The sequence below is a fragment of the Lysinibacillus telephonicus genome, assembly GCF_039654155.1.
In the GTDB taxonomy this organism is placed as follows: domain Bacteria; phylum Bacillota; class Bacilli; order Bacillales_A; family Planococcaceae; genus Ureibacillus; species Ureibacillus telephonicus.
Genome location: NZ_CP155468.1, coordinates 124488 through 142739 on the forward strand (window position 1 = coordinate 124488; position 18252 = coordinate 142739).

Annotated in this window: 17 protein-coding genes; all 17 read left to right on the plus strand. The window is 36.2% G+C overall.

The features are described from left to right. Positions 1 to 128 precede the first annotated feature (128 nt). The 17 genes from MKY04_RS00530 (at position 129) to mfd (ending at position 18109) form a co-directional block, all read left to right on the plus strand. Positions 129 to 899: a TatD family hydrolase gene (locus tag MKY04_RS00530; RefSeq protein WP_126295485.1), complete on the plus strand. Its 771-nt coding sequence runs from the start codon at positions 129 to 131 to the stop codon at positions 897 to 899. Between the two features lie 133 nt (positions 900 to 1032). Further along, positions 1033 to 2235, plus strand: a complete 1203-nt coding sequence (locus tag MKY04_RS00535) for a G5 and 3D domain-containing protein (RefSeq protein WP_126295484.1) — start codon at positions 1033 to 1035, stop codon at positions 2233 to 2235. 309 nt (positions 2236 to 2544) lie between these two features. Then, positions 2545 to 3111, plus strand: coding sequence for a ribonuclease M5 (gene rnmV / locus MKY04_RS00540; protein ID WP_346235167.1), 567 nt, complete (start codon positions 2545 to 2547; stop codon positions 3109 to 3111). After that, positions 3104 to 3991: a 16S rRNA (adenine(1518)-N(6)/adenine(1519)-N(6))-dimethyltransferase RsmA gene (rsmA, locus tag MKY04_RS00545; RefSeq protein ID WP_346235168.1), complete on the plus strand. Its 888-nt coding sequence runs from the start codon at positions 3104 to 3106 to the stop codon at positions 3989 to 3991. The genes rnmV and rsmA overlap by 8 nt, the downstream gene beginning before the upstream one ends. A 150-nt stretch (positions 3992 to 4141) precedes the next feature. After that, complete coding sequence (veg, locus tag MKY04_RS00550) at positions 4142 to 4402, plus strand: biofilm formation stimulator Veg (protein WP_126295481.1); 261 nt, start codon at positions 4142 to 4144, stop codon at positions 4400 to 4402. A gap of 113 nt (positions 4403 to 4515) precedes the next feature. Further along, the gene (locus tag MKY04_RS00555; protein ID WP_126295480.1) at positions 4516 to 4713 is read left to right on the plus strand and encodes a small, acid-soluble spore protein, alpha/beta type; all 198 of its coding nucleotides are present in this window, start codon (positions 4516 to 4518) and stop codon (positions 4711 to 4713) included. A 282-nt stretch (positions 4714 to 4995) separates the two neighbouring features. Continuing rightward, positions 4996 to 5862, plus strand: coding sequence for a 4-(cytidine 5'-diphospho)-2-C-methyl-D-erythritol kinase (gene ispE / locus MKY04_RS00560; RefSeq protein WP_126295479.1), 867 nt, complete (start codon positions 4996 to 4998; stop codon positions 5860 to 5862). Between the two features lie 354 nt (positions 5863 to 6216). After that, positions 6217 to 7047: a pur operon repressor gene (gene purR / locus MKY04_RS00565; RefSeq protein ID WP_346235169.1), complete on the plus strand. Its 831-nt coding sequence runs from the start codon at positions 6217 to 6219 to the stop codon at positions 7045 to 7047. A gap of 96 nt (positions 7048 to 7143) precedes the next feature. Further along, on the plus strand, positions 7144 to 8421 hold the full coding sequence (locus MKY04_RS00570; protein WP_126296408.1) for an IS110 family transposase: 1278 nt from the start codon (positions 7144 to 7146) through the stop codon (positions 8419 to 8421). A 383-nt stretch (positions 8422 to 8804) separates the two neighbouring features. Further along, positions 8805 to 9179 carry a RidA family protein gene (locus tag MKY04_RS00575; protein ID WP_126295477.1) on the plus strand — a complete coding sequence of 125 codons (375 nt, stop codon included), beginning with the start codon at positions 8805 to 8807 and terminating at the stop codon, positions 9177 to 9179. Between the two features lie 168 nt (positions 9180 to 9347). After that, a complete protein-coding gene (gene spoVG, locus MKY04_RS00580) occupies positions 9348 to 9638 on the plus strand; it encodes a septation regulator SpoVG (protein WP_126295476.1) in 291 nt (96 codons plus the stop codon). A 414-nt stretch (positions 9639 to 10052) separates the two neighbouring features. Then, positions 10053 to 11423, plus strand: coding sequence for a bifunctional UDP-N-acetylglucosamine diphosphorylase/glucosamine-1-phosphate N-acetyltransferase GlmU (gene glmU / locus MKY04_RS00585; RefSeq protein WP_346235170.1), 1371 nt, complete (start codon positions 10053 to 10055; stop codon positions 11421 to 11423). A gap of 26 nt (positions 11424 to 11449) precedes the next feature. Then, on the plus strand, positions 11450 to 12406 hold the full coding sequence (locus MKY04_RS00590; protein ID WP_126295474.1) for a ribose-phosphate diphosphokinase: 957 nt from the start codon (positions 11450 to 11452) through the stop codon (positions 12404 to 12406). 136 nt (positions 12407 to 12542) lie between these two features. Then, a complete protein-coding gene (locus tag MKY04_RS00595) occupies positions 12543 to 13172 on the plus strand; it encodes a 50S ribosomal protein L25/general stress protein Ctc (protein WP_346235171.1) in 630 nt (209 codons plus the stop codon). A 297-nt stretch (positions 13173 to 13469) separates the two neighbouring features. Next, the gene (gene pth / locus MKY04_RS00600) at positions 13470 to 14036 is read left to right on the plus strand and encodes an aminoacyl-tRNA hydrolase (protein WP_346235172.1); all 567 of its coding nucleotides are present in this window, start codon (positions 13470 to 13472) and stop codon (positions 14034 to 14036) included. 174 nt (positions 14037 to 14210) lie between these two features. After that, positions 14211 to 14438 (plus strand): anti-sigma-F factor Fin, encoded by a 228-nt coding sequence (locus MKY04_RS00605; RefSeq protein ID WP_126295370.1) that lies wholly within the window; start codon positions 14211 to 14213, stop codon positions 14436 to 14438. Positions 14439 to 14596: 158 nt separating this feature from the next. Continuing rightward, positions 14597 to 18109 carry a transcription-repair coupling factor gene (mfd, locus tag MKY04_RS00610; protein ID WP_126295369.1) on the plus strand — a complete coding sequence of 1171 codons (3513 nt, stop codon included), beginning with the start codon at positions 14597 to 14599 and terminating at the stop codon, positions 18107 to 18109. The last annotated feature ends 143 nt before the right edge of the window (positions 18110 to 18252 follow it).

Here is an 18252-nt window from a genome sequence, read left to right on the forward strand (position 1 = left end):
AAATACTAAGTTGCAAATTTTGACATGAGGAAAATGACACAAAAATATATTGCTTGTAATATATATGTAATCTTTTTGTCAACAATGAAATATTTCAATCCAATAGAATATACGTTAGGAGAATGAAAATGTTTATAGATACACACGTCCATTTAAATGCAGATCAGTACGATGAAGATTTACAGGAAGTAATCGAGAGAGCACTTGAAGCAAAGGTTGAAAAAATGGTTGTAGTAGGGTTCGATCGAAAAACAATCGAAAGAGCACTTAAGCTAGCAGATGAATTTGACTTTATTTATGCTGTCATTGGCTGGCATCCGGTTGATGCAATCGATTGTACCGAAGAGGATTTACAATGGATTGAACAACTTGCCGCCCATCCAAAGGTTGTTGGTATTGGCGAAACAGGTTTGGATTATTATTGGGACAAGTCTCCGAAAAATGTACAGCAAGAGTTGTTCCGTAAGCAGATTCATTTGGCACAAAAGTTAAAATTACCAATCATCATTCATAATCGGGAAGCAACTGGGGATGTCGTGAGAATTTTGCGTGAAGAAAATGCTGCTTCTGTTGGTGGAGTAATGCATTGCTTCAGCGGCAGTGTTGAAACTGCCCGTGAATGTATTGATATGAATTTCATGATTAGTTTAGGTGGTCCGGTGACATTTAAAAATGCTCGCATGCCAAAGGAAGTAGCAAAAGAAATTCCTCTTGAGTATTTAATGATTGAAACGGATGCACCATATTTAGCACCGCATCCATATCGCGGGAAGCGTAATGAACCTTCTTTTGTACCGTTAGTTGCAGAAGAAATTGCACGTCAAAAAGAGTTAACAGTTGAGGAAGTTGCAAAGGCAACAACTTCAAATGCAACCAAATTTTTCAATCTCGATGAATAAAATTCCAAAACGCCTCCAATACTGCGTTTAGGAAGGGTTAGCATAAATGGACCATTTTCTTAAAAAGTTAAATTGGTTGACAGCTAGAAAAGTAGCCCGTATAATCCAACGAGTGTTAAGGAGGCGTTTTTTCATGTCAAAAAATTCCATGAAAAACATGTTCTTAGAATCATTGAGGAGTAGGCAAACAGTGGTAAGGATTGTGTCAATTATCCTGTTTGTTTCGGTAATTTCCTTCGTTTTATATCAAGGATCTAAAGATTCTATAGTGATAAATGCAAACGGGGAAGAGCAAAAAATATTAACTCATGCAAATACGGTTGGCGAGCTTTTAGAAGAAAAAGATATCGCAGTCTCGAAATATGATAAAGTATCACCCTCACTGAATACTAAAATCGTCAGTGGAATGACGGTAAATTGGGAACATGCAAAAGAAGTAACAATTTCAGTTGACGGAAATCAGTCAAAATTATGGACAACTGAAAATAAAGTGAAGAACATTTTGGAAGAAGCAAATATCGAAGTAACAGAGCATGATAAAGTATCACTTGCTTTGGACGCAGAAGTAGGAGCAGATAACAAAATCGATATTCAAAAGGCGTTTCAGTTAACGCTTGTCGATGGCTTAGAGAAAAGACAAGTTTGGTCCACTTCGACTACGGTCGCTAACTTTTTAAAACAACAGGGAATTCAGCTTAATGAGTTTGATCGTGTTGAAAACGATTTGGAGGCTGTTATCACTCCAAATGAAAAAATCACAGTTGTTCGTGTAGAAAAGGTTACCGATGTAGTGGAAGAATCTATAGATTTCGCAGTCGAAACGAAATCAGACTCTTCGTTGCTTAAAGGCAAAGAAAAGGTAATTACAAAAGGTGAGGAAGGTAAAGCTTCTCGTACCTACGAAGTTACTAAAGAGAATGGTAAGGTAGTAAAAAAAGTATTAAAATCTGAAGAGGTTATTCAGAAGCCTAAAACAGAAGTAGTTGCAGTTGGTTCTAAGGTTGTAACTGCAAAGGTATCTCGTAGCAACAGTTCTTCTGGAAACGGAAAAGAGTTTTATGTAACTGCTACAGCCTATACGCCAAACTGTGAAGGGTGTACAGGAATTTCTGCTTCAGGAATTAACCTTAAATCTAACTCAAATTTAAAAGTAATAGCGGTAGATCCAAATGTTATTCCATTAGGTACGAAGGTTTGGGTTGAAGGCTATGGCAACGCGATTGCTGGTGATACTGGCGGTGCAATTAAAGGCAATAAAATCGATGTATTAATGCAATCGAAACAGCAAGCAAATAAATGGGGACGAAAAAAGGTTCGTATTAAAATTTTAGACTAACTCTATTAAGTTTTAATGAGTTAAATTGATATTTAAAACAATAAGTAGTGTAAAAGGTTACACTAAGAAATTTGTTTTCTGCTATACCATTTTCAATGGGGATGGTAAAGCTTTGATGTAACCACCCGCATTATAAACTAAGGTTTTAAGCACTTAATAATGAAATAGAGGGCTGTTCAGAAATTAATTTTCTGGACAGTCTTTTTTTGGGAATATAGCACACAAGATGCATAAATTTTAACATTCCTTGTTAAAAATATTGAGGTTCTGTAAAATAATCTAAGATTGTTCTAGAAGAGAGGTATATTTTTGAATATACGAGAAATCATCGTAGTAGAAGGTAAAGATGACACAACTGCTATTAAACGTGCAGTGAATGCAGATACGATTGAAACAAATGGGTCAGCAATTTCAGAAGAAACACTTCGTCGAATTGAGCATGCTTACGAAAAAAGAGGTGTGATAGTATTTACAGACCCGGATTACCCAGGACGACGTATTCGGGCAATTATTGAAGAAAGAATACCTGGTGTAAAGCATGCATTTTTAGCAAAAGAAAAAACAATAGCTAAGAATGGAAAAGGTCTTGGAATTGAACACGCAAAAGATGAAGATATTCGAGAGGCGCTAAAAAATGTATATACTCCAACCGTAAATACTAGCATTGAGCCGGAAATTACAATGGAAGATTTATTAATAGCACGACTGATTGGCCATCCTTCAGCAAAGAATCGCCGTATGCGATTAGGTAAACTATTGAATATTGGAATGACAAATGGCAAGCAATTGCATAAACGCCTTACAATGTTCCAAATTACTGTCGAGCAATTCGGTAAAGCAGTGTCGCAATTAGATCAGGAGGAACAAAATGGATAAAGATATCGCAACACCTATTCGTACGAAAGAAATTTTAAATAAATATGGTTTTTCGTTTAAAAAAAGTTTAGGTCAAAATTTTTTAATTGACCCAAATATTTTACGTAATATTGTTAGTCATGCAAATTTAACAAAAAACAGTGGAGCAATTGAGGTGGGACCTGGGATAGGTGCACTTACGGAGCATCTTGCACGTGCAGCAAAAAAAGTCGTTTCTTTTGAAATAGACCAACGTTTATTGCCTGTATTAGAAGATACACTAAGTCCTTATGACAATGTAAAAATCGTGCATTCAGATATTTTAAAAGCAAATGTTGCACAAGTAATAGAGGAGGAAATGCCTGGCATAGATGATATTATGGTTGTTGCAAACTTACCTTATTATGTCACAACGCCAATCTTAATGAAGCTATTAAATGACCGGTTGCCAATCCGTGGATTTGTTGTAATGATGCAAAAAGAAGTTGCAGATCGCATTACTGCAAAACCGGGAACAAAAGAATATGGGTCATTGTCTATAGCGATACAATATTATGTAGAGGCAGAGGTTGCTATGGTTGTCCCTAAAACAGTGTTTATGCCACAACCGAATGTTGATTCCGCAGTTATACGTTTGATTAAGCATGATGAGCCGCCAGTTAAAGTAATAAGTGAAGATTTCCTATTTGAAGTAACACGTGCATCATTCGCTCAACGCCGCAAAACAATTTTAAACAATTTACAAGCTGGTCTTACGTTAGGTAAAGAGAATAAACAATTAATAGTAGAAGCTCTTGAGAAAAGTGGTATCGAACCTTCAAGAAGAGGGGAAACTTTATCTATACAAGAGTTCGGTAAATTAGCCGATGCACTTTACCCGCATTTTTGCAATGGTCAATAATTTGAACACATGTCGGTTTAACAAAGAAAATATATAATTTTTTTGTATAAAATAAGTTGACAAAAATATTTGTCTGCTGATAAAATATTATAATTTGTTGACAAATGAATCGATATGGACTATACTATGTATAGTGAGGTGTATGCGAAAATGCCAAAAACGTTAGCTGACATTAAAAAGTCTCTAGATTGTCATTTGGGTAAACGTTTGCGATTAAGAGCAAACGGAGGTCGCAAGAAAACGGTCGAGTGTGATGGTGTACTAAGTGAAACATATCACGCAGTATTTGTTGTTGAGCTCGATCAAGAAGATAACGCTTGTAAACGCGTTTCTTATAGCTACACAGATATTTTAACAGAAGCAGTAGAGATTACTTTTTTAGATGATGTGCAGGTTGCAATTGTCAAATAGTTTCTAGTACTTATCTATATTTTTTAAAACACTCATTATTAATGAGTGTTTTTTGTTTTTCCCTGCACATACTACGAATGTCAATCTACTTATTTCGAAGGAGGCAAAACTGCATGGCCAGAAGAAGAGGTATCATGTCGAGTCGTCTAAAAGAAGAGATTGCCAAGGAACTCGGATTTTATGATGTAGTCGAACGTGAAGGCTGGGGCGGAATTAAAGCACGTGATGCAGGGAACATGGTAAAGCGAGCAATTGAAATGGCCGAACAAGGTCTAGCAGAGCAAGCAAACCAAAATAATTTGAATAAGTAGTAATTGACACTTAAAGAAGGGGGCGTCCTAAAAGTTAATTTTGGGCCGTCCCCTTTGTGATGTGAATAGGCAGTCAACTTAGGATAAATACTTATAAACAAACGATTGCCGGATGGAAGCAAACAACTATACTATCTGTATAATCTATTGGTTTTAATTTATTTTATGAATTTGTAAAGATTTTATTGCTTCAATACAATCGAAAAAAACTTTATATGATAAAATAAAATGCAGTAATAACCGATTCTTCATAGATATGCCCGGTTTAGAGGAGGATGCGGAATGCTTTATGTGAAAGCACCAGCAAAAATAAATTTAACTTTAGATGTTTTGTATAAACGTCCAGATAATTACCATGAAGTAGAGATGATTATGACAACAGTTGATTTAGCGGATCGAATCGGATTAGAATCTCGACATGATGGCATAATTAAAATTAATTCAACTAATGGTTTTATCCCTGACGATAATAGAAACCTTGCTTACCAAGCAGCACAGCTTATAAAAGATACATATGGTATTAAGAAAGGCGTGTCCATTACAATAGAAAAGGAAATCCCGGTTGCTGCTGGCCTTGCAGGAGGTAGTAGTGATGCTGCTGCTACTTTAAAAGGATTAAATGAGCTTTGGAACCTAGGCTTATCTCTTGATACATTAGCAGAGCTCGGAGCGAAGATTGGTTCTGATGTGTCATTTTGTGTTTATGGAGGTACAGCATTAGCAACAGGGCGTGGTGAAAAAATTCAAAAGTTACCTGCACCACCGACGTGTTGGGTTGTACTAGCCAAGCCTAAAATTGGCGTATCAACAGCACAAGTTTATGGTGGACTTAATATTGATGAAATTGAGCATCCTAACACTAAAAAAATGATTGAGGCTATAGAAAAAGAAGATTATTCATTGATGTGTAATTCAATAGGCAACGTTCTTGAAACTGTAACATTTAAATTACATCCAGAGGTCATCATGATTAAAGAACAAATGAAGCGCTTTGGTGCAGATGCAGTATTAATGAGCGGCAGTGGTCCTACTGTGTTTGGACTTGTTGATAACGAATCAAGATTAAGTAGAATTTATAATGGTTTAAGAGGTTTTTGTGATGAAGTTTTTGCAGTTCGAATGTTAGGCGAAAGAAATCCACTTGCTTAGATGCGCACATTTATGTTACTTTTTCTATAAAATATTCGTGTTTAAACTTTAATCAGTACAAGTTTATAAAATACAAATTCAATTGAAGTAATAATGCAAGTTTTAATAAAAGTATTAAAATTTTTTGAAGAGTTTTAGCGCAAGTGCTCGTCCTTTGAGTCGCGGTCTGCTTCTTATGAAGGTGAAGGTTCCTTCTTACAAGGGGCGCAAACAGTTTGGGGCTCACATCGAAGTGAGACATGTATCGGATGCTTCTCTTTCGATGCAGATAAATTGTCGGCAGGACTTGCGATGGGGCTTTTTTGTCGACGCGCAGCTAAAGGGCGCTTACGCTTTTCTTAAGGAGAGGATCGCATGAAATGGAAGCGAAGTGAACGCCTTGTTGATATGACTTATTATTTACTAGAGCATCCACATCAGCTGATCCCGCTCACCTTTTTTTCTGAAACTTATCAATCTGCCAAATCATCCATAAGTGAAGATTTAACAATTGTGAAGGAAACATTTGAAGAAAAAGGAATCGGGTTGTTGATGACAGTACCTGGCGCAGCGGGTGGGGTAAAATATATTCCGAAAATGTCTGATGAAGAAGTTCGGGAAGTAATACAAATATTAATATCTGAACTAAGTCAGTCGGATCGTTTGCTGCCTGGTGGATATTTGTTTATGACAGATTTACTTGGAAATCCAGAATTAATGAATAGAGTTGGAAAGGTATTTGCATCTGCATTTGCTGACCAGAAAATTGATGTTATTATGACTGTTGCAACGAAAGGAATATCTATTGCCCATTCTATTGCGCGACATCTAAATGTACCAGTTGTAGTCGTTCGTCGGGACAGCAAAGTAACAGAAGGCTCCACTGTAAGTATTAATTATGTTTCTGGATCTTCTCGTCGCATCCAGACAATGGTATTGTCTAAACGCAGTATGAAGAGTGGTCAACGAGTTCTAATTACAGACGACTTTATGAAAGTTGGAGGTACAATGAACGGAATGAAAAATTTACTTGAGGAGTTTGATTGTGAACTAGCTGGAATTGCCGTATTAGTTGAAGCAGAACACGCCGATGAAACGCTTGTTGATGATTATTATTCCTTAGTAAAACTTCATGCAGTAAATGAAAAAGACCGTACTATTGCTTTAAGCGAAGGGAATTACTTTTTAAAGGAGCATTCCTGTTAGAAGGATTTTCAGGGTCTTGAAATAAAAAAAGCCCTCTAGTATGATGCATGAGTGTCAACAGCCATTGACCCATCATCACACAGGAGGACTCCGTCTATGAATTTTAATACGAACCAGAAAATTAATCAAGTCACTGAAAATACACTCGTCGTAGGTATCGATATCGCTAAGCACAAACATTATGCTTGCGCAATTGATGAACGAGGCCGTGTGCTTCAAAAGTCATTCCCTTTCACGCAATCAAGAAATGGGTTTGATGCATTTTATGAAAAGTTATTAACTTTACTTACTACGCATGATAAAAGCGAAATATTAGTTGGTTTTGAGCCTACAGGCCACTACTGGATGAATCTCGCTGTCTATCTTTTTGAACATGGGATTCCGTTTATCATGGTGAATCCGAGCCATGTGAACAAATCCAAAGAATTGGACGATAATCTCCAAACGAAGAACGATCAAAAGGATGCACTTGTAATTGCGCGTCTAATACGTGATGGACGTTTTAGCTATCCACGTATTCTAGAAGGCGTGGAAGCGGAATTACGAAACGGTGCCACGTTACGTTCAAAGATACAAGAAGATCTCAATGCATTACAAAATCGTCTCATTCGATGGTTGGATCGCTTTTTCCCAGAATTTATGTCTGTTTTTAAAAGTTTCGGAAAGATGGCGTATGCGGTTCTTGAAAAGACACCTCTACCCGCTGATATTCTCGGTAAATCTCCCGAAGAATTATTGTTTTTATACCGTCAGGTAGAGGGATTAAAATCACCTCAATTGCCGAAGGCAAAACAATTAGTCGAGGCTGCTCAATCTTCAATCGGGTTGACAGAAGGTCTTACGATGGCACGAATAGAAATTGCCACACTCCTTAGTCAACGCAAATTGATGCAACAACAGCTCGATAGTCTAACAGAACAATTAATTGAATTAACGAAACAAATGACGGATTATGAGTATCTAGCCACTGTGCCTGGTATTGGCGATGTAACAATCGTCGATCTTCTTTCAGAGATTGGTTCCTTCACTCAATATGAGCATCCACGCCAATTAATCAAACTAGCGGGACTCACATTACGTGAAAACTCATCTGGGCAACACAAAGGTCAGAAACGCATTTCAAAGCGAGGAAGAAGAAAGCTTCGTTCTCTCTTATTCCGAGTTATGATACCGTTGATTCGCCATAATGAAGCCTTTAAGCAATTACATGAATATTACACCACACGCACAGTTAATCCACTTCGAAAGAAGCAATCGATGGTTGTCCTTTGTGGTAAGTTACTGAAGATTTTACACGCTCTATGCAAGAAGAAAGTACAGTTTGATGAACAACTTATGATGAAAGACCTTTATTGTCTCGTAGAGGCAGCCTAAGCTACACCTTAGCTCGATTAAATTACAAAAGGATGACACGGAGAAGCCGGCATTATTTATTCCATCCGACTACGAGTCCCTAAAGGAGCATCGCCAGCCTCTGCCTTATGAATAGACCGAACGAAGGAATGTATGCGCTAGACGCCAAGAGACATGGGAGGGTACGTCATCATAAGCATTGCAGAGATCCAATTGTGCATCACATATTGGAACGGAAAGTTAATTACTACCAATTAACTTTAGCGAAGCGTATCCTCAAACTGTAAATGAATTGAAGTATTGTAAAATACTAAAATATTATTCTTTAAAAAATATTTTTTCTATTAGATAAAACGGGTCAAACCGTTGATATATCAACATTTATAGAGGGAGAGATAAAACATATGAAAACAGTATCAACTACAAATGCACCTGCAGCAATTGGACCTTATGCACAGGGGATTATTGTAAACGGAATGTTCTATAGTTCAGGTCAGATTCCACTTACAGCTGATGGAGAATTAGTAGAGGGAGACATTGTTGCACAAACAAATCAAGTATTTGAAAACTTGAAAGCAGTTCTTTCTGCAGCTGGAAGCTCATTAGACAAAGTTGTGAAAACTACAGTATTTTTAAGTGATATGAATAACTTTGCGGCAATGAATGAAACATATGCGAGTCATTTTGGCGATCATAAGCCTGCACGTTCTGCTGTAGAAGTTGCTAGATTACCGAAAGATGTAAAAGTAGAAATTGAAGTTATTGCAGTAGTTGAATAAATAATTAAAATTAATAGAATCACAAATGCGAATTCTTTCACAGGAATTCGCTATTTTTTTAAATTAAATCTTCAAATTTTTTAGAAAATTATATAAAATAAGAAGGGAAATAGAAATTTTTGTAGAATCATAAATTTAAAAGGCATCCTAGAAGAGAGGAGTGAAAGTATGGAAGTTACTGACGTTAGATTACGCCGTGTGCAAACTGATGGACGCATGCGTGCGATTGCTTCCATCACACTAGACGATGAATTCGTCGTTCATGATATTAGAGTGATTGATGGAAATAATGGGTTATTCGTGGCTATGCCAAGCAAGCGTACACCTGATGGGGAATTCCGCGATATAGCGCATCCAATCAATTCAGAAACAAGAAACAAGCTTCAAGAAGTTGTATTAGCTGCATATCATGCTTCTAGTGAAGAAGAAGCTATGCAACTAGAAGAAGCGAATGCATGATTATTAAAAAATAAGAGAAAGATGTCCCCAAAAGTTTACAACTATAGACTTTTGGGACACTGTTCCTTATTTTCAAAATGTCTTTAAAAGACTTGCTGCATTTAAGCGAAAGCTTTTTTGCGTTTTAAGAAGGGGTTGTCCAGAAGAAAATTTTCTGGACACCCCCTTTAGTATTTTATTGATCAACTCTATTACATAAACAATACCGATATTGCATACTCGATAAAAAAGATCAGTCCTGAAATAATTTCCGGGTGGACTTTTTTAGATCCATTAATAAATAACAATAATATGTAGTTCAGTGAATAATTCCTAAGGGGGGTGTCAATGATTTGTCAAGTCTGAATACCTTGAAAATCAAGTGAATTTACTATATAGTCATAAGAGAATATGAGTAAAATTGGAGGACTTAGAATGACTAACATTTTTGCAGTCATTTTGGCTGCAGGTCAAGGAACTCGCATGAAGTCCAAATTATATAAAGTGCTTCATCCTGTTTGTGGTAAGCCAATGGTTGAACACGTTGTTGATAATATTCAAAGCCTGAATGTCAGCCGTATTGTTACAATTGTTGGGCATGGAGCTGAAAAAGTAAAAGAGCAGCTTGGCGATAAAAGTGAATATGTACTCCAAGCAGAACAACTTGGAACGGCACATGCTGTAAGGCAAGCTGAGGCGATTTTAGGTTCATTAGAAGGAACAACGTTAGTTGTGTGTGGTGATACACCATTAATTCGCCCAGAAACGCTTGAATCATTATTTGAACATCATCAAAAGCAAAATGCTAAAGCAACAATTTTGACAGCTATCGCTGAGAATCCGACTGGTTATGGCCGAGTGATCCGGGATGCAAACGGGCAAGTAGCTCAAATTGTTGAACAAAAAGATGCTTCACCTGATCAGTTATTAGTTAAAGAAATTAATACGGGGACATACTGTTTTGATAACAAAGCATTATTTGAAGCATTAAAGCTTGTAAAAAATGAAAACGCTCAAAGTGAATATTATTTGCCTGATGTTATTGAAATATTACAACAACAAGGTGAAATTGTATCAGCTTTTTCATGCGATAATTTTGATGAAACGCTTGGAGTTAATGATCGTGTAGCTTTATCGCAGGCTGAGGAGATTATGCGCGCGCGTATTAACGAGATGCATATGCGAAACGGGGTAACAATTATTAACCCCCTTACAACACATATAAGCGCAGATGCAGTTATTGGCCGTGACACAATCATTAAACCTGGTGTAATAATCGAGGGCAACACTGTTATCGGCGAAGATTGCATTATCGGGCCAAACAGTAATATTGTTAGTAGTAGAATAGGTGACAGAACAACTGTTCAAAATTCTGTAGTTACTAATAGTATAGTAGGAGAAGATACTTCTGTAGGACCGTTTGCACATTTACGCCCTGACTCAGAATTGGGTAACCATGTTAAGATCGGGAATTTTGTGGAAGTTAAGAAAAGTACTTTAGGCGATAATTCTAAAGTTTCCCACTTAAGTTATATTGGTGACGCTGAGGTAGGTAGCAATGTAAATATCGGCTGTGGGTCAATTACAGTAAATTATGACGGTAAAAATAAACATAAAACTATTATAGAAGATAATGTATTTGTAGGATGCAATTCAAATTTAGTAGCACCAGTTAAACTAGGTGCAGGGTCATTTATTGCAGCTGGTTCGACAATTACAAAAGAAGTTCCAGAGGATGCACTTGCGATTGCACGTGCTAGACAAGAAAATAAATTAGACTATGCAAAGAAGCTTAATTCTAAATAAATTTGTAAAACTATTAGGAGGCCATCATGCCGTATCAATATGCTGATTCAAAATTAAAAATCTTCTCTTTAAATTCTAACTATCCATTAGCACAAGAAATTGCTGAATTAATGGGTGTAGAACTTGGTAAATCTTCTGTAAAACATTTCAGTGATGGAGAAATTCAAATTAGTATTGAAGAAAGTATTCGTGGTTGTGATGTATTTATCGTACAATCTACGTCTGCTCCTGTTAATGAGCACTTAATGGAATTATTAATTATGGTTGACGCTGTTAAACGTGCATCTGCTCGTACAGTAAATGTCGTTATTCCTTATTATGGTTATGCACGTCAAGACCGTAAAGCTAAGGCACGTGAGCCGATTACAGCAAAATTAGTAGCAAATTTATTAGAAACTGCAGGTGCTACTCGTGTTATCGTTTTAGATTTACACGCTCCACAAATTCAAGGTTTCTTTGATATTTTAATTGATCACTTGATGGCAGTTCCATTATTGTCTCAATACTTTAAAGAAAAACTTTCAGGGGAAGATGTTGTCATTGTTTCTCCGGACCATGGTGGTGTTACTCGTGCACGTAAAATGGCTGAACGTCTAAAAGCTCCGATTGCAATTATCGATAAGCGTAGACCAAAACCAAATGTTGCAGAAGTAATGAATATTGTTGGTAACGTTGAAGGGAAAGTTTGTATCTTAATTGATGATATTATTGATACTGCAGGTACAATTACGATTGGTGCAAATGCATTAATTGAATCTGGTGCAAAAGAAGTTTATGCTTGCTGTTCTCATCCTGTATTATCTGGACCAGCAATTGAAAGAATTGAGAATTCAGCGATTAAAGAATTAGTTGTAACAAATACAATTCAACTATCTGAAGAAAAGATGTCACCAAAAATAAAACAACTTTCTGTTGCAAACTTGATGGCAGAAGCTATTTCTCGAGTTTATGAAAATAAATCAGTAAGTACATTATTTGACTAATAAATCTTTAAAAAGACAGAGCCGATTCTATTGGCTTTGTCTTTTTTATATATCTTATATACTCGTTCACCAGTTTAGCATTCCAGAAATAAAGACATACTAATAGATGTTAATATTTTCTGGGAGGAGTTAATATATGGATATCGTACTACAAGCAACAAGAAGGGAAACTGGTGCTCGTTCGACATTATCAAAACTTAGAAATCAAGGTCAATTACCTGCTGTTATTTATGGATACAATGTAGAGGTAACACCTGTTGCTTTAGACTATAAAGAAACAGCAAAAGTAGTTCAAAAATATGGGTATACAAGTGTCTTTAAATTAGATATTGAAGGTAAACAGGTAAATGCAGTATTGCATGAAGTACAAAGAGATCCAATAAAAGGACTTGTTAAACATGTCGACTTCCTATCAATAAATATGGCTGAAGAACTAGAGGTAGATGTACCTGTTAACATTGTTGGAAATTCAGTTGGTGTAAGTGAAGGTGGTGTATTAACTCAGCCAATTCGTGAGTTAACCATTAAAGTAAAACCGACTGACATACCTGAATCAATTGAAATAGATGTTTCAGATTTAGCAATGGGCGATTCATTATCAATAGCAGATGTACGTAGTCGTATTAACTTTAATATACTTAATGCAGATGAAGAGGTATTAGTAACCATTACACCACCGGTTGTCGTAGATGATGAAACAGCCGGACAAGGTGATGATGGAAATCAAGATATAAAAGCAACAGAAGCACCAGAATCGGAAAATTAATAAGCAAAGAAGCCGTCCAAATCTCTTTGGACGGCTTCTTTGTTACAATAGTATGACTATTACAGAAGGACCTTTACTGAGTAAAGGTAGTCCAACGATTAAAGAAGTAATCTTTTAAGTGTATACTTAATATAGTTTCGAACCCAAGCTTAATCTTATGCGAAGACAATCATAAACTTATCGAAAACAAGCTACATACATTTTGTTTTACCAAAAGATTTAGAGTTTAGTTTTTTCTTTTTCAACAAGCCATATGTTAAAATAAGCTACGATTAGTGAAAAAAGGATGAGTTAATCATGAAATTAATAATTGGATTAGGGAATCCAGGGAAACAATATGAACATACACGTCATAATATTGGATTTGAATGCATCGATGCATTATCAAAAAAATGGGATGCACCTTTAAATCAGATGAAATTTAATGGCATGTTTACTAGTGTACATCGCCCAGAAGGAAAAGTAATATTGTTAAAACCTTTAACATACATGAATCTATCAGGTGAATGTGTACGTCCACTGATGGATTATTTTGATATAGATGTTGAAGATATTATTGTAATATATGACGATTTAGATTTAGAAACAGGAAAACTTCGATTACGTCAAAAAGGCAGTGCGGGTGGACATAATGGAATTAAGTCTTTAATTCAACATCTTGGTACACAAGAATTCAACAGAATCCGTGTCGGAATTAGCCGCCCTCCTGCCGGAATGAAAGTAGCTGATTACGTATTATCTAAGTTCTCTAAAGAAGATGATCCTATAATAGAAGATGCTATAGCAAAAACGGCTGCTGCTGTTGAATCATCTTTATCAAAAAAATTTTTAGATGTAATGTCTGAATTTAATACTGCTAAATAGAGCAATAACAATCTTAAAAAAATCTGCAAGCCAACCAACAAAAGCTTTATTTAATAGAACTTTTAGTGAACTATTACTTAAAAAGCAAAATGATTATGTGCATAAAAAAGATAAATAGGTCAATACTTTGAGTATAAAAGCAGTATGCTTATGTACTTAAAGGAGGACGATACTATGCCTGTTCGTTATCGTTGTCGCCATTGCGAAACAGAGATTGGAACGTTGCCATTTGACGCAGACGAAACTATACGAAAATTGCATTTGTTTGAAGTAGGGGAAGTTGACGATTATATCGAAAAAAATGAGCATGGAGATACAACAGTGCATTGTATTTGTGAACATTGTGAAGACTCTTTAAGACAATTTCCTGACTATTATGCACTGAAAAACTGGCTGCAATAGAGGAAGTGCTTTGGTTCTCAATTTATTAGAGACCAAGGCTTTTTCCGTTTTTATATTTTCATTTAAATATATTATAAACAGCCGTTCATATTCATATGTAATAAATTAATGGTTACATATTTACTGAACGTTTTTGGATTGTGGAAGGGGGTACTGGAATGAACGTTTTTACTCAATTATTCTCTCAAGATAAACATATAAATACGTTTATAAAACAAATTAGCGAAAAAAGTTACAATTCGCAGCTTATTACAGGTTTAACAGGCAGTGCGAGGCCGGTTTTAATAAATACAATATTTAATCAGCTAAAAAAACCACTTTATATTTTATCGCCAAATCTTTTGCAGGCTCAAAAATTGGTGGATGATCTTTCTTCTTTAGTAGGCGAGGAGTTCGTTCACTATTATCCTGCTGATGAGTTTATTGCAGCAGATATGACGATCGCCTCTCCTGAATTAAAGGCTGGACGAATTGCAACTTTGGATCGCTTAGCAAAAAAAGAAATTGGCATTTATGTAATACCAATTGCTGGTATGCGTAAAATTATGACACCTGTTGAACAGTGGAAGAATTATTTTTTAGAGGCCGCAATTGGAAAAGATATTGAGATTGATGAATGGCTTTTGCATCTAGTAACAATGGGTTATACACGAAGCCAGATGGTTACAACACCAGGTGAGTTTGCATTACGTGGGGGAATATTAGATATTTACCCTCCATATGCAGAGTCACCTATTCGTATTGAACTATTTGATACGGAAGTAGATTCAATCCGTACGTTTTCTGCTGATGATCAACGCTCAATTGATAAATTAGAATCTGTTCAAATTTTACCTGCTACGGAATTAATCCTAACGGAAAAACAACGAATAGAATTAGCGGAGAGACTAGAAGATTCTCTAGGAAAGAGCTTAAAGAAAGTTAAGAAAAAAGAAGTTCAGGAAATGCTTTATCAAAATATTCAATATGATATAGAAATGTTAAAGCAAAAAAACATACCAAATCATGTGATGAAATATGGTTCGCTTTTATATGAGGAACTAACCTATCTTGGAGATTATTTTGCTGAAGACGGTATTGTCATTTTTGATGAACTAGGAAGAATTCAAGAAGTAATGGATGCATGGGAACGCGAAGAGGAAGAATGGTTTATTTCATTAGTTGAGGAAGGGAAAATAGTACATGATGTAAAACCTTCTTTTGCATTTAAAGAGATAATCTCAATGATTAACCAGCAAAAGCTCTATTTTGCACTATTTACTAGAACGTTCTCTGGTATCACATTTAATAAAACGACAAACTTCTCTTGTAAGCCTATGCAGCAATTTCACGGGCAAATTTCACTTTTGCAAAATGAAATTGAACGATGGAGTCAGGAGAAATTTACTGTTCTTTTCGTGGCGGATGGCAATGAAAGATTGAAAAAACTACAGGGGCTGCTAGAAGAATACAATATTCATAGCCTGCTAGGTACACCTCAAGATCCAGGTATTTATTTAGTTGACGGTGTGTTAACCTCTGGATTTGAGCTGCCATTGCAAAAAATAGTCGTGGTAACAGATGATGAGTTATTTAAGCAACAGCCAAAAAGAAAACCACGTCGACCACAAAAAATGTCAAATGCTGAGCGCATTAAAAGTTATACAGAAATTAAACCTGGTGATCATGTTGTACATGTACACCACGGAATTGGGAAATATATAGGCATCGAAACACTTGAAGTAAATGGTACACATAAAGACTATCTTCATATCCGCTACCGAGCAGATGATAAATTATATGTACCTGTAGATCAAATAGATTTAATCCAGAAATATGTTGCATCTGAAGGAAAAGAGCCAAAGCTTCATAAGCTTGGAGGCGCTGAGTGGAAAAAAGCAAAAGCGAAAGTATCATCGGCTGTTAAGGATATTGCAGATGATTTAATTAAACTTTATGCAAAGCGAGAGGCTGAAAAAGGGTATGCCTTTTCACCCGATACAGACGAACAGCGCTCATTTGAAAACGCATTCCCATACGAGGAAACAGAGGATCAACTGCGTTCTATTTTAGAAGTAAAGAGAGATATGGAAAGAGAACGTCCAATGGACCGTCTTGTATGTGGAGATGTTGGTTATGGGAAAACTGAAGTAGCAATACGAGCTGCATTTAAAGCAATAATGGATGGAAAACAGGTCGCATTTCTAGTGCCAACAACAATTTTAGCTCAGCAGCATTATGAAACGATGCAGGAGCGCTTTGAAGATTATGCTATTAATGTTGGCTTACTAAGCCGTTTCCGTACAAAAAAACAGCAAACAGATACAATTAAAGGCTTAAAGGAAGGTACCGTTGATATTGTAATTGGTACTCATCGAATTTTATCCAAGGATGTTGTATTCCGTGATTTAGGCTTATTAATTGTGGATGAGGAACAACGATTTGGGGTTACACATAAGGAAAAGATTAAACAATTGAAAACAAATGTCGACGTTTTAACATTAACAGCAACACCAATCCCGCGTACATTGCATATGTCGATGGTGGGCGTTCGTGATTTATCTGTTATTGAAACGCCTCCTCAAAATCGTTTTCCAGTTCAGACGTATGTAATGGAATACAGTGGTGCTCTTGTTCGAGAAGCAATTGAACGAGAAATGGCTCGCGGGGGTCAAACATTTTACTTATATAACCGTGTTGAAGATATGACGCGTAAAGTTGAAGAAATTCAAATGCTTGTTCCGGATGCTCGTGTTGGCTATGCACATGGTAAAATGTCAGAATCTGAATTAGAATCCGTTATCCTGAATTTCTTAGACGGAGAATATGACGTGCTCGTAACAACTACGATTATTGAAACAGGCGTCGATATGCCAAATGTAAATACATTAATCGTTCATGATGCAGATCGAATGGGGCTATCCCAACTTTATCAATTGCGCGGACGAGTCGGACGTTCAAATCGAATAGCTTACGCTTATTTCATGTATCAACGCGATAAAGTACTAACAGATGTTGCTGAACAAAGACTCCAGGCAATTAAAGAGTTTACTGAACTTGGTTCAGGATTCAAAATTGCTATGCGAGATTTGTCTATTCGAGGTGCAGGAAACCTTCTAGGAGCACAGCAACACGGCTTTATTGACTCAGTCGGCTTTGACTTATATTCGCAAATGTTAGAAGAAGCAATTGCTGAACGACGAACAGGAGTAAAACAAGAAGAAAAGCCTGATGTTGAAATTATTTTGCATACTGATGCTTATATTCCTGATGAATATATTCCAGATGGCTATCAAAAAATTCAAATGTATAAGCGAATTAAATCAATGGAACGTGTTGAAGATTACACAGAAATAATTGATGAATTACACGATCGCTTTGGCGATTTGCCAGTAGAAACTGAAAAGCTTTTACGTATTGCCCGTATTAAGGTGTGGGCTATCGAAGCCGGCATAACAGCAATAAAGGAGAAGCAAAAAATTATTTCTATATATTTATCAGAAGAAGGCACGACGAAAGTGGATGGAAGCTATATAGTATCGGAATCAATGAAATTTGATCGTGCTGTTGGCTTTGTAATGGATGGGTCAAAGCTTACATTAACTATTGATGAAAAAAAATGCGGTAAAAATCAGCCTTTTGATGTTTTGGAACAGTTAGTAGAAATCGTTGCAAAGGCGAAAAAGGAATAATAAAAATTTAAAGGTGAGCTGCAGGTATCACTAGCTTTCAACATTTATTTAGTTATTGGGGTCAAAAAAGTATTATTAAAATAGTTTTTTACTCTTACTGCCCGACTTTAGAATTTAATCCTCTTCATACACTTTTTGCATAC

Coding starts and splice junctions, on each gene's coding strand:
- MKY04_RS00530 (WP_126295485.1), top strand. CDS start 129: ATGTTTATAGATACACACGTCCATTTAAATGCAGATCAGTACGATGAA.
- MKY04_RS00535 (WP_126295484.1), top strand. CDS start 1,033: ATGTCAAAAAATTCCATGAAAAACATGTTCTTAGAATCATTGAGGAGT.
- rsmA (WP_346235168.1), top strand. CDS start 3,104: ATGGATAAAGATATCGCAACACCTATTCGTACGAAAGAAATTTTAAAT.
- veg (WP_126295481.1), top strand. CDS start 4,142: ATGCCAAAAACGTTAGCTGACATTAAAAAGTCTCTAGATTGTCATTTG.
- MKY04_RS00555 (WP_126295480.1), top strand. CDS start 4,516: ATGGCCAGAAGAAGAGGTATCATGTCGAGTCGTCTAAAAGAAGAGATT.
- ispE (WP_126295479.1), top strand. CDS start 4,996: ATGCTTTATGTGAAAGCACCAGCAAAAATAAATTTAACTTTAGATGTT.
- purR (WP_346235169.1), top strand. CDS start 6,217: ATGAAATGGAAGCGAAGTGAACGCCTTGTTGATATGACTTATTATTTA.
- MKY04_RS00570 (WP_126296408.1), top strand. CDS start 7,144: ATGAATTTTAATACGAACCAGAAAATTAATCAAGTCACTGAAAATACA.
- MKY04_RS00575 (WP_126295477.1), top strand. CDS start 8,805: ATGAAAACAGTATCAACTACAAATGCACCTGCAGCAATTGGACCTTAT.
- spoVG (WP_126295476.1), top strand. CDS start 9,348: ATGGAAGTTACTGACGTTAGATTACGCCGTGTGCAAACTGATGGACGC.
- glmU (WP_346235170.1), top strand. CDS start 10,053: ATGACTAACATTTTTGCAGTCATTTTGGCTGCAGGTCAAGGAACTCGC.
- MKY04_RS00590 (WP_126295474.1), top strand. CDS start 11,450: ATGCCGTATCAATATGCTGATTCAAAATTAAAAATCTTCTCTTTAAAT.
- MKY04_RS00595 (WP_346235171.1), top strand. CDS start 12,543: ATGGATATCGTACTACAAGCAACAAGAAGGGAAACTGGTGCTCGTTCG.
- pth (WP_346235172.1), top strand. CDS start 13,470: ATGAAATTAATAATTGGATTAGGGAATCCAGGGAAACAATATGAACAT.
- MKY04_RS00605 (WP_126295370.1), top strand. CDS start 14,211: ATGCCTGTTCGTTATCGTTGTCGCCATTGCGAAACAGAGATTGGAACG.
- mfd (WP_126295369.1), top strand. CDS start 14,597: ATGAACGTTTTTACTCAATTATTCTCTCAAGATAAACATATAAATACG.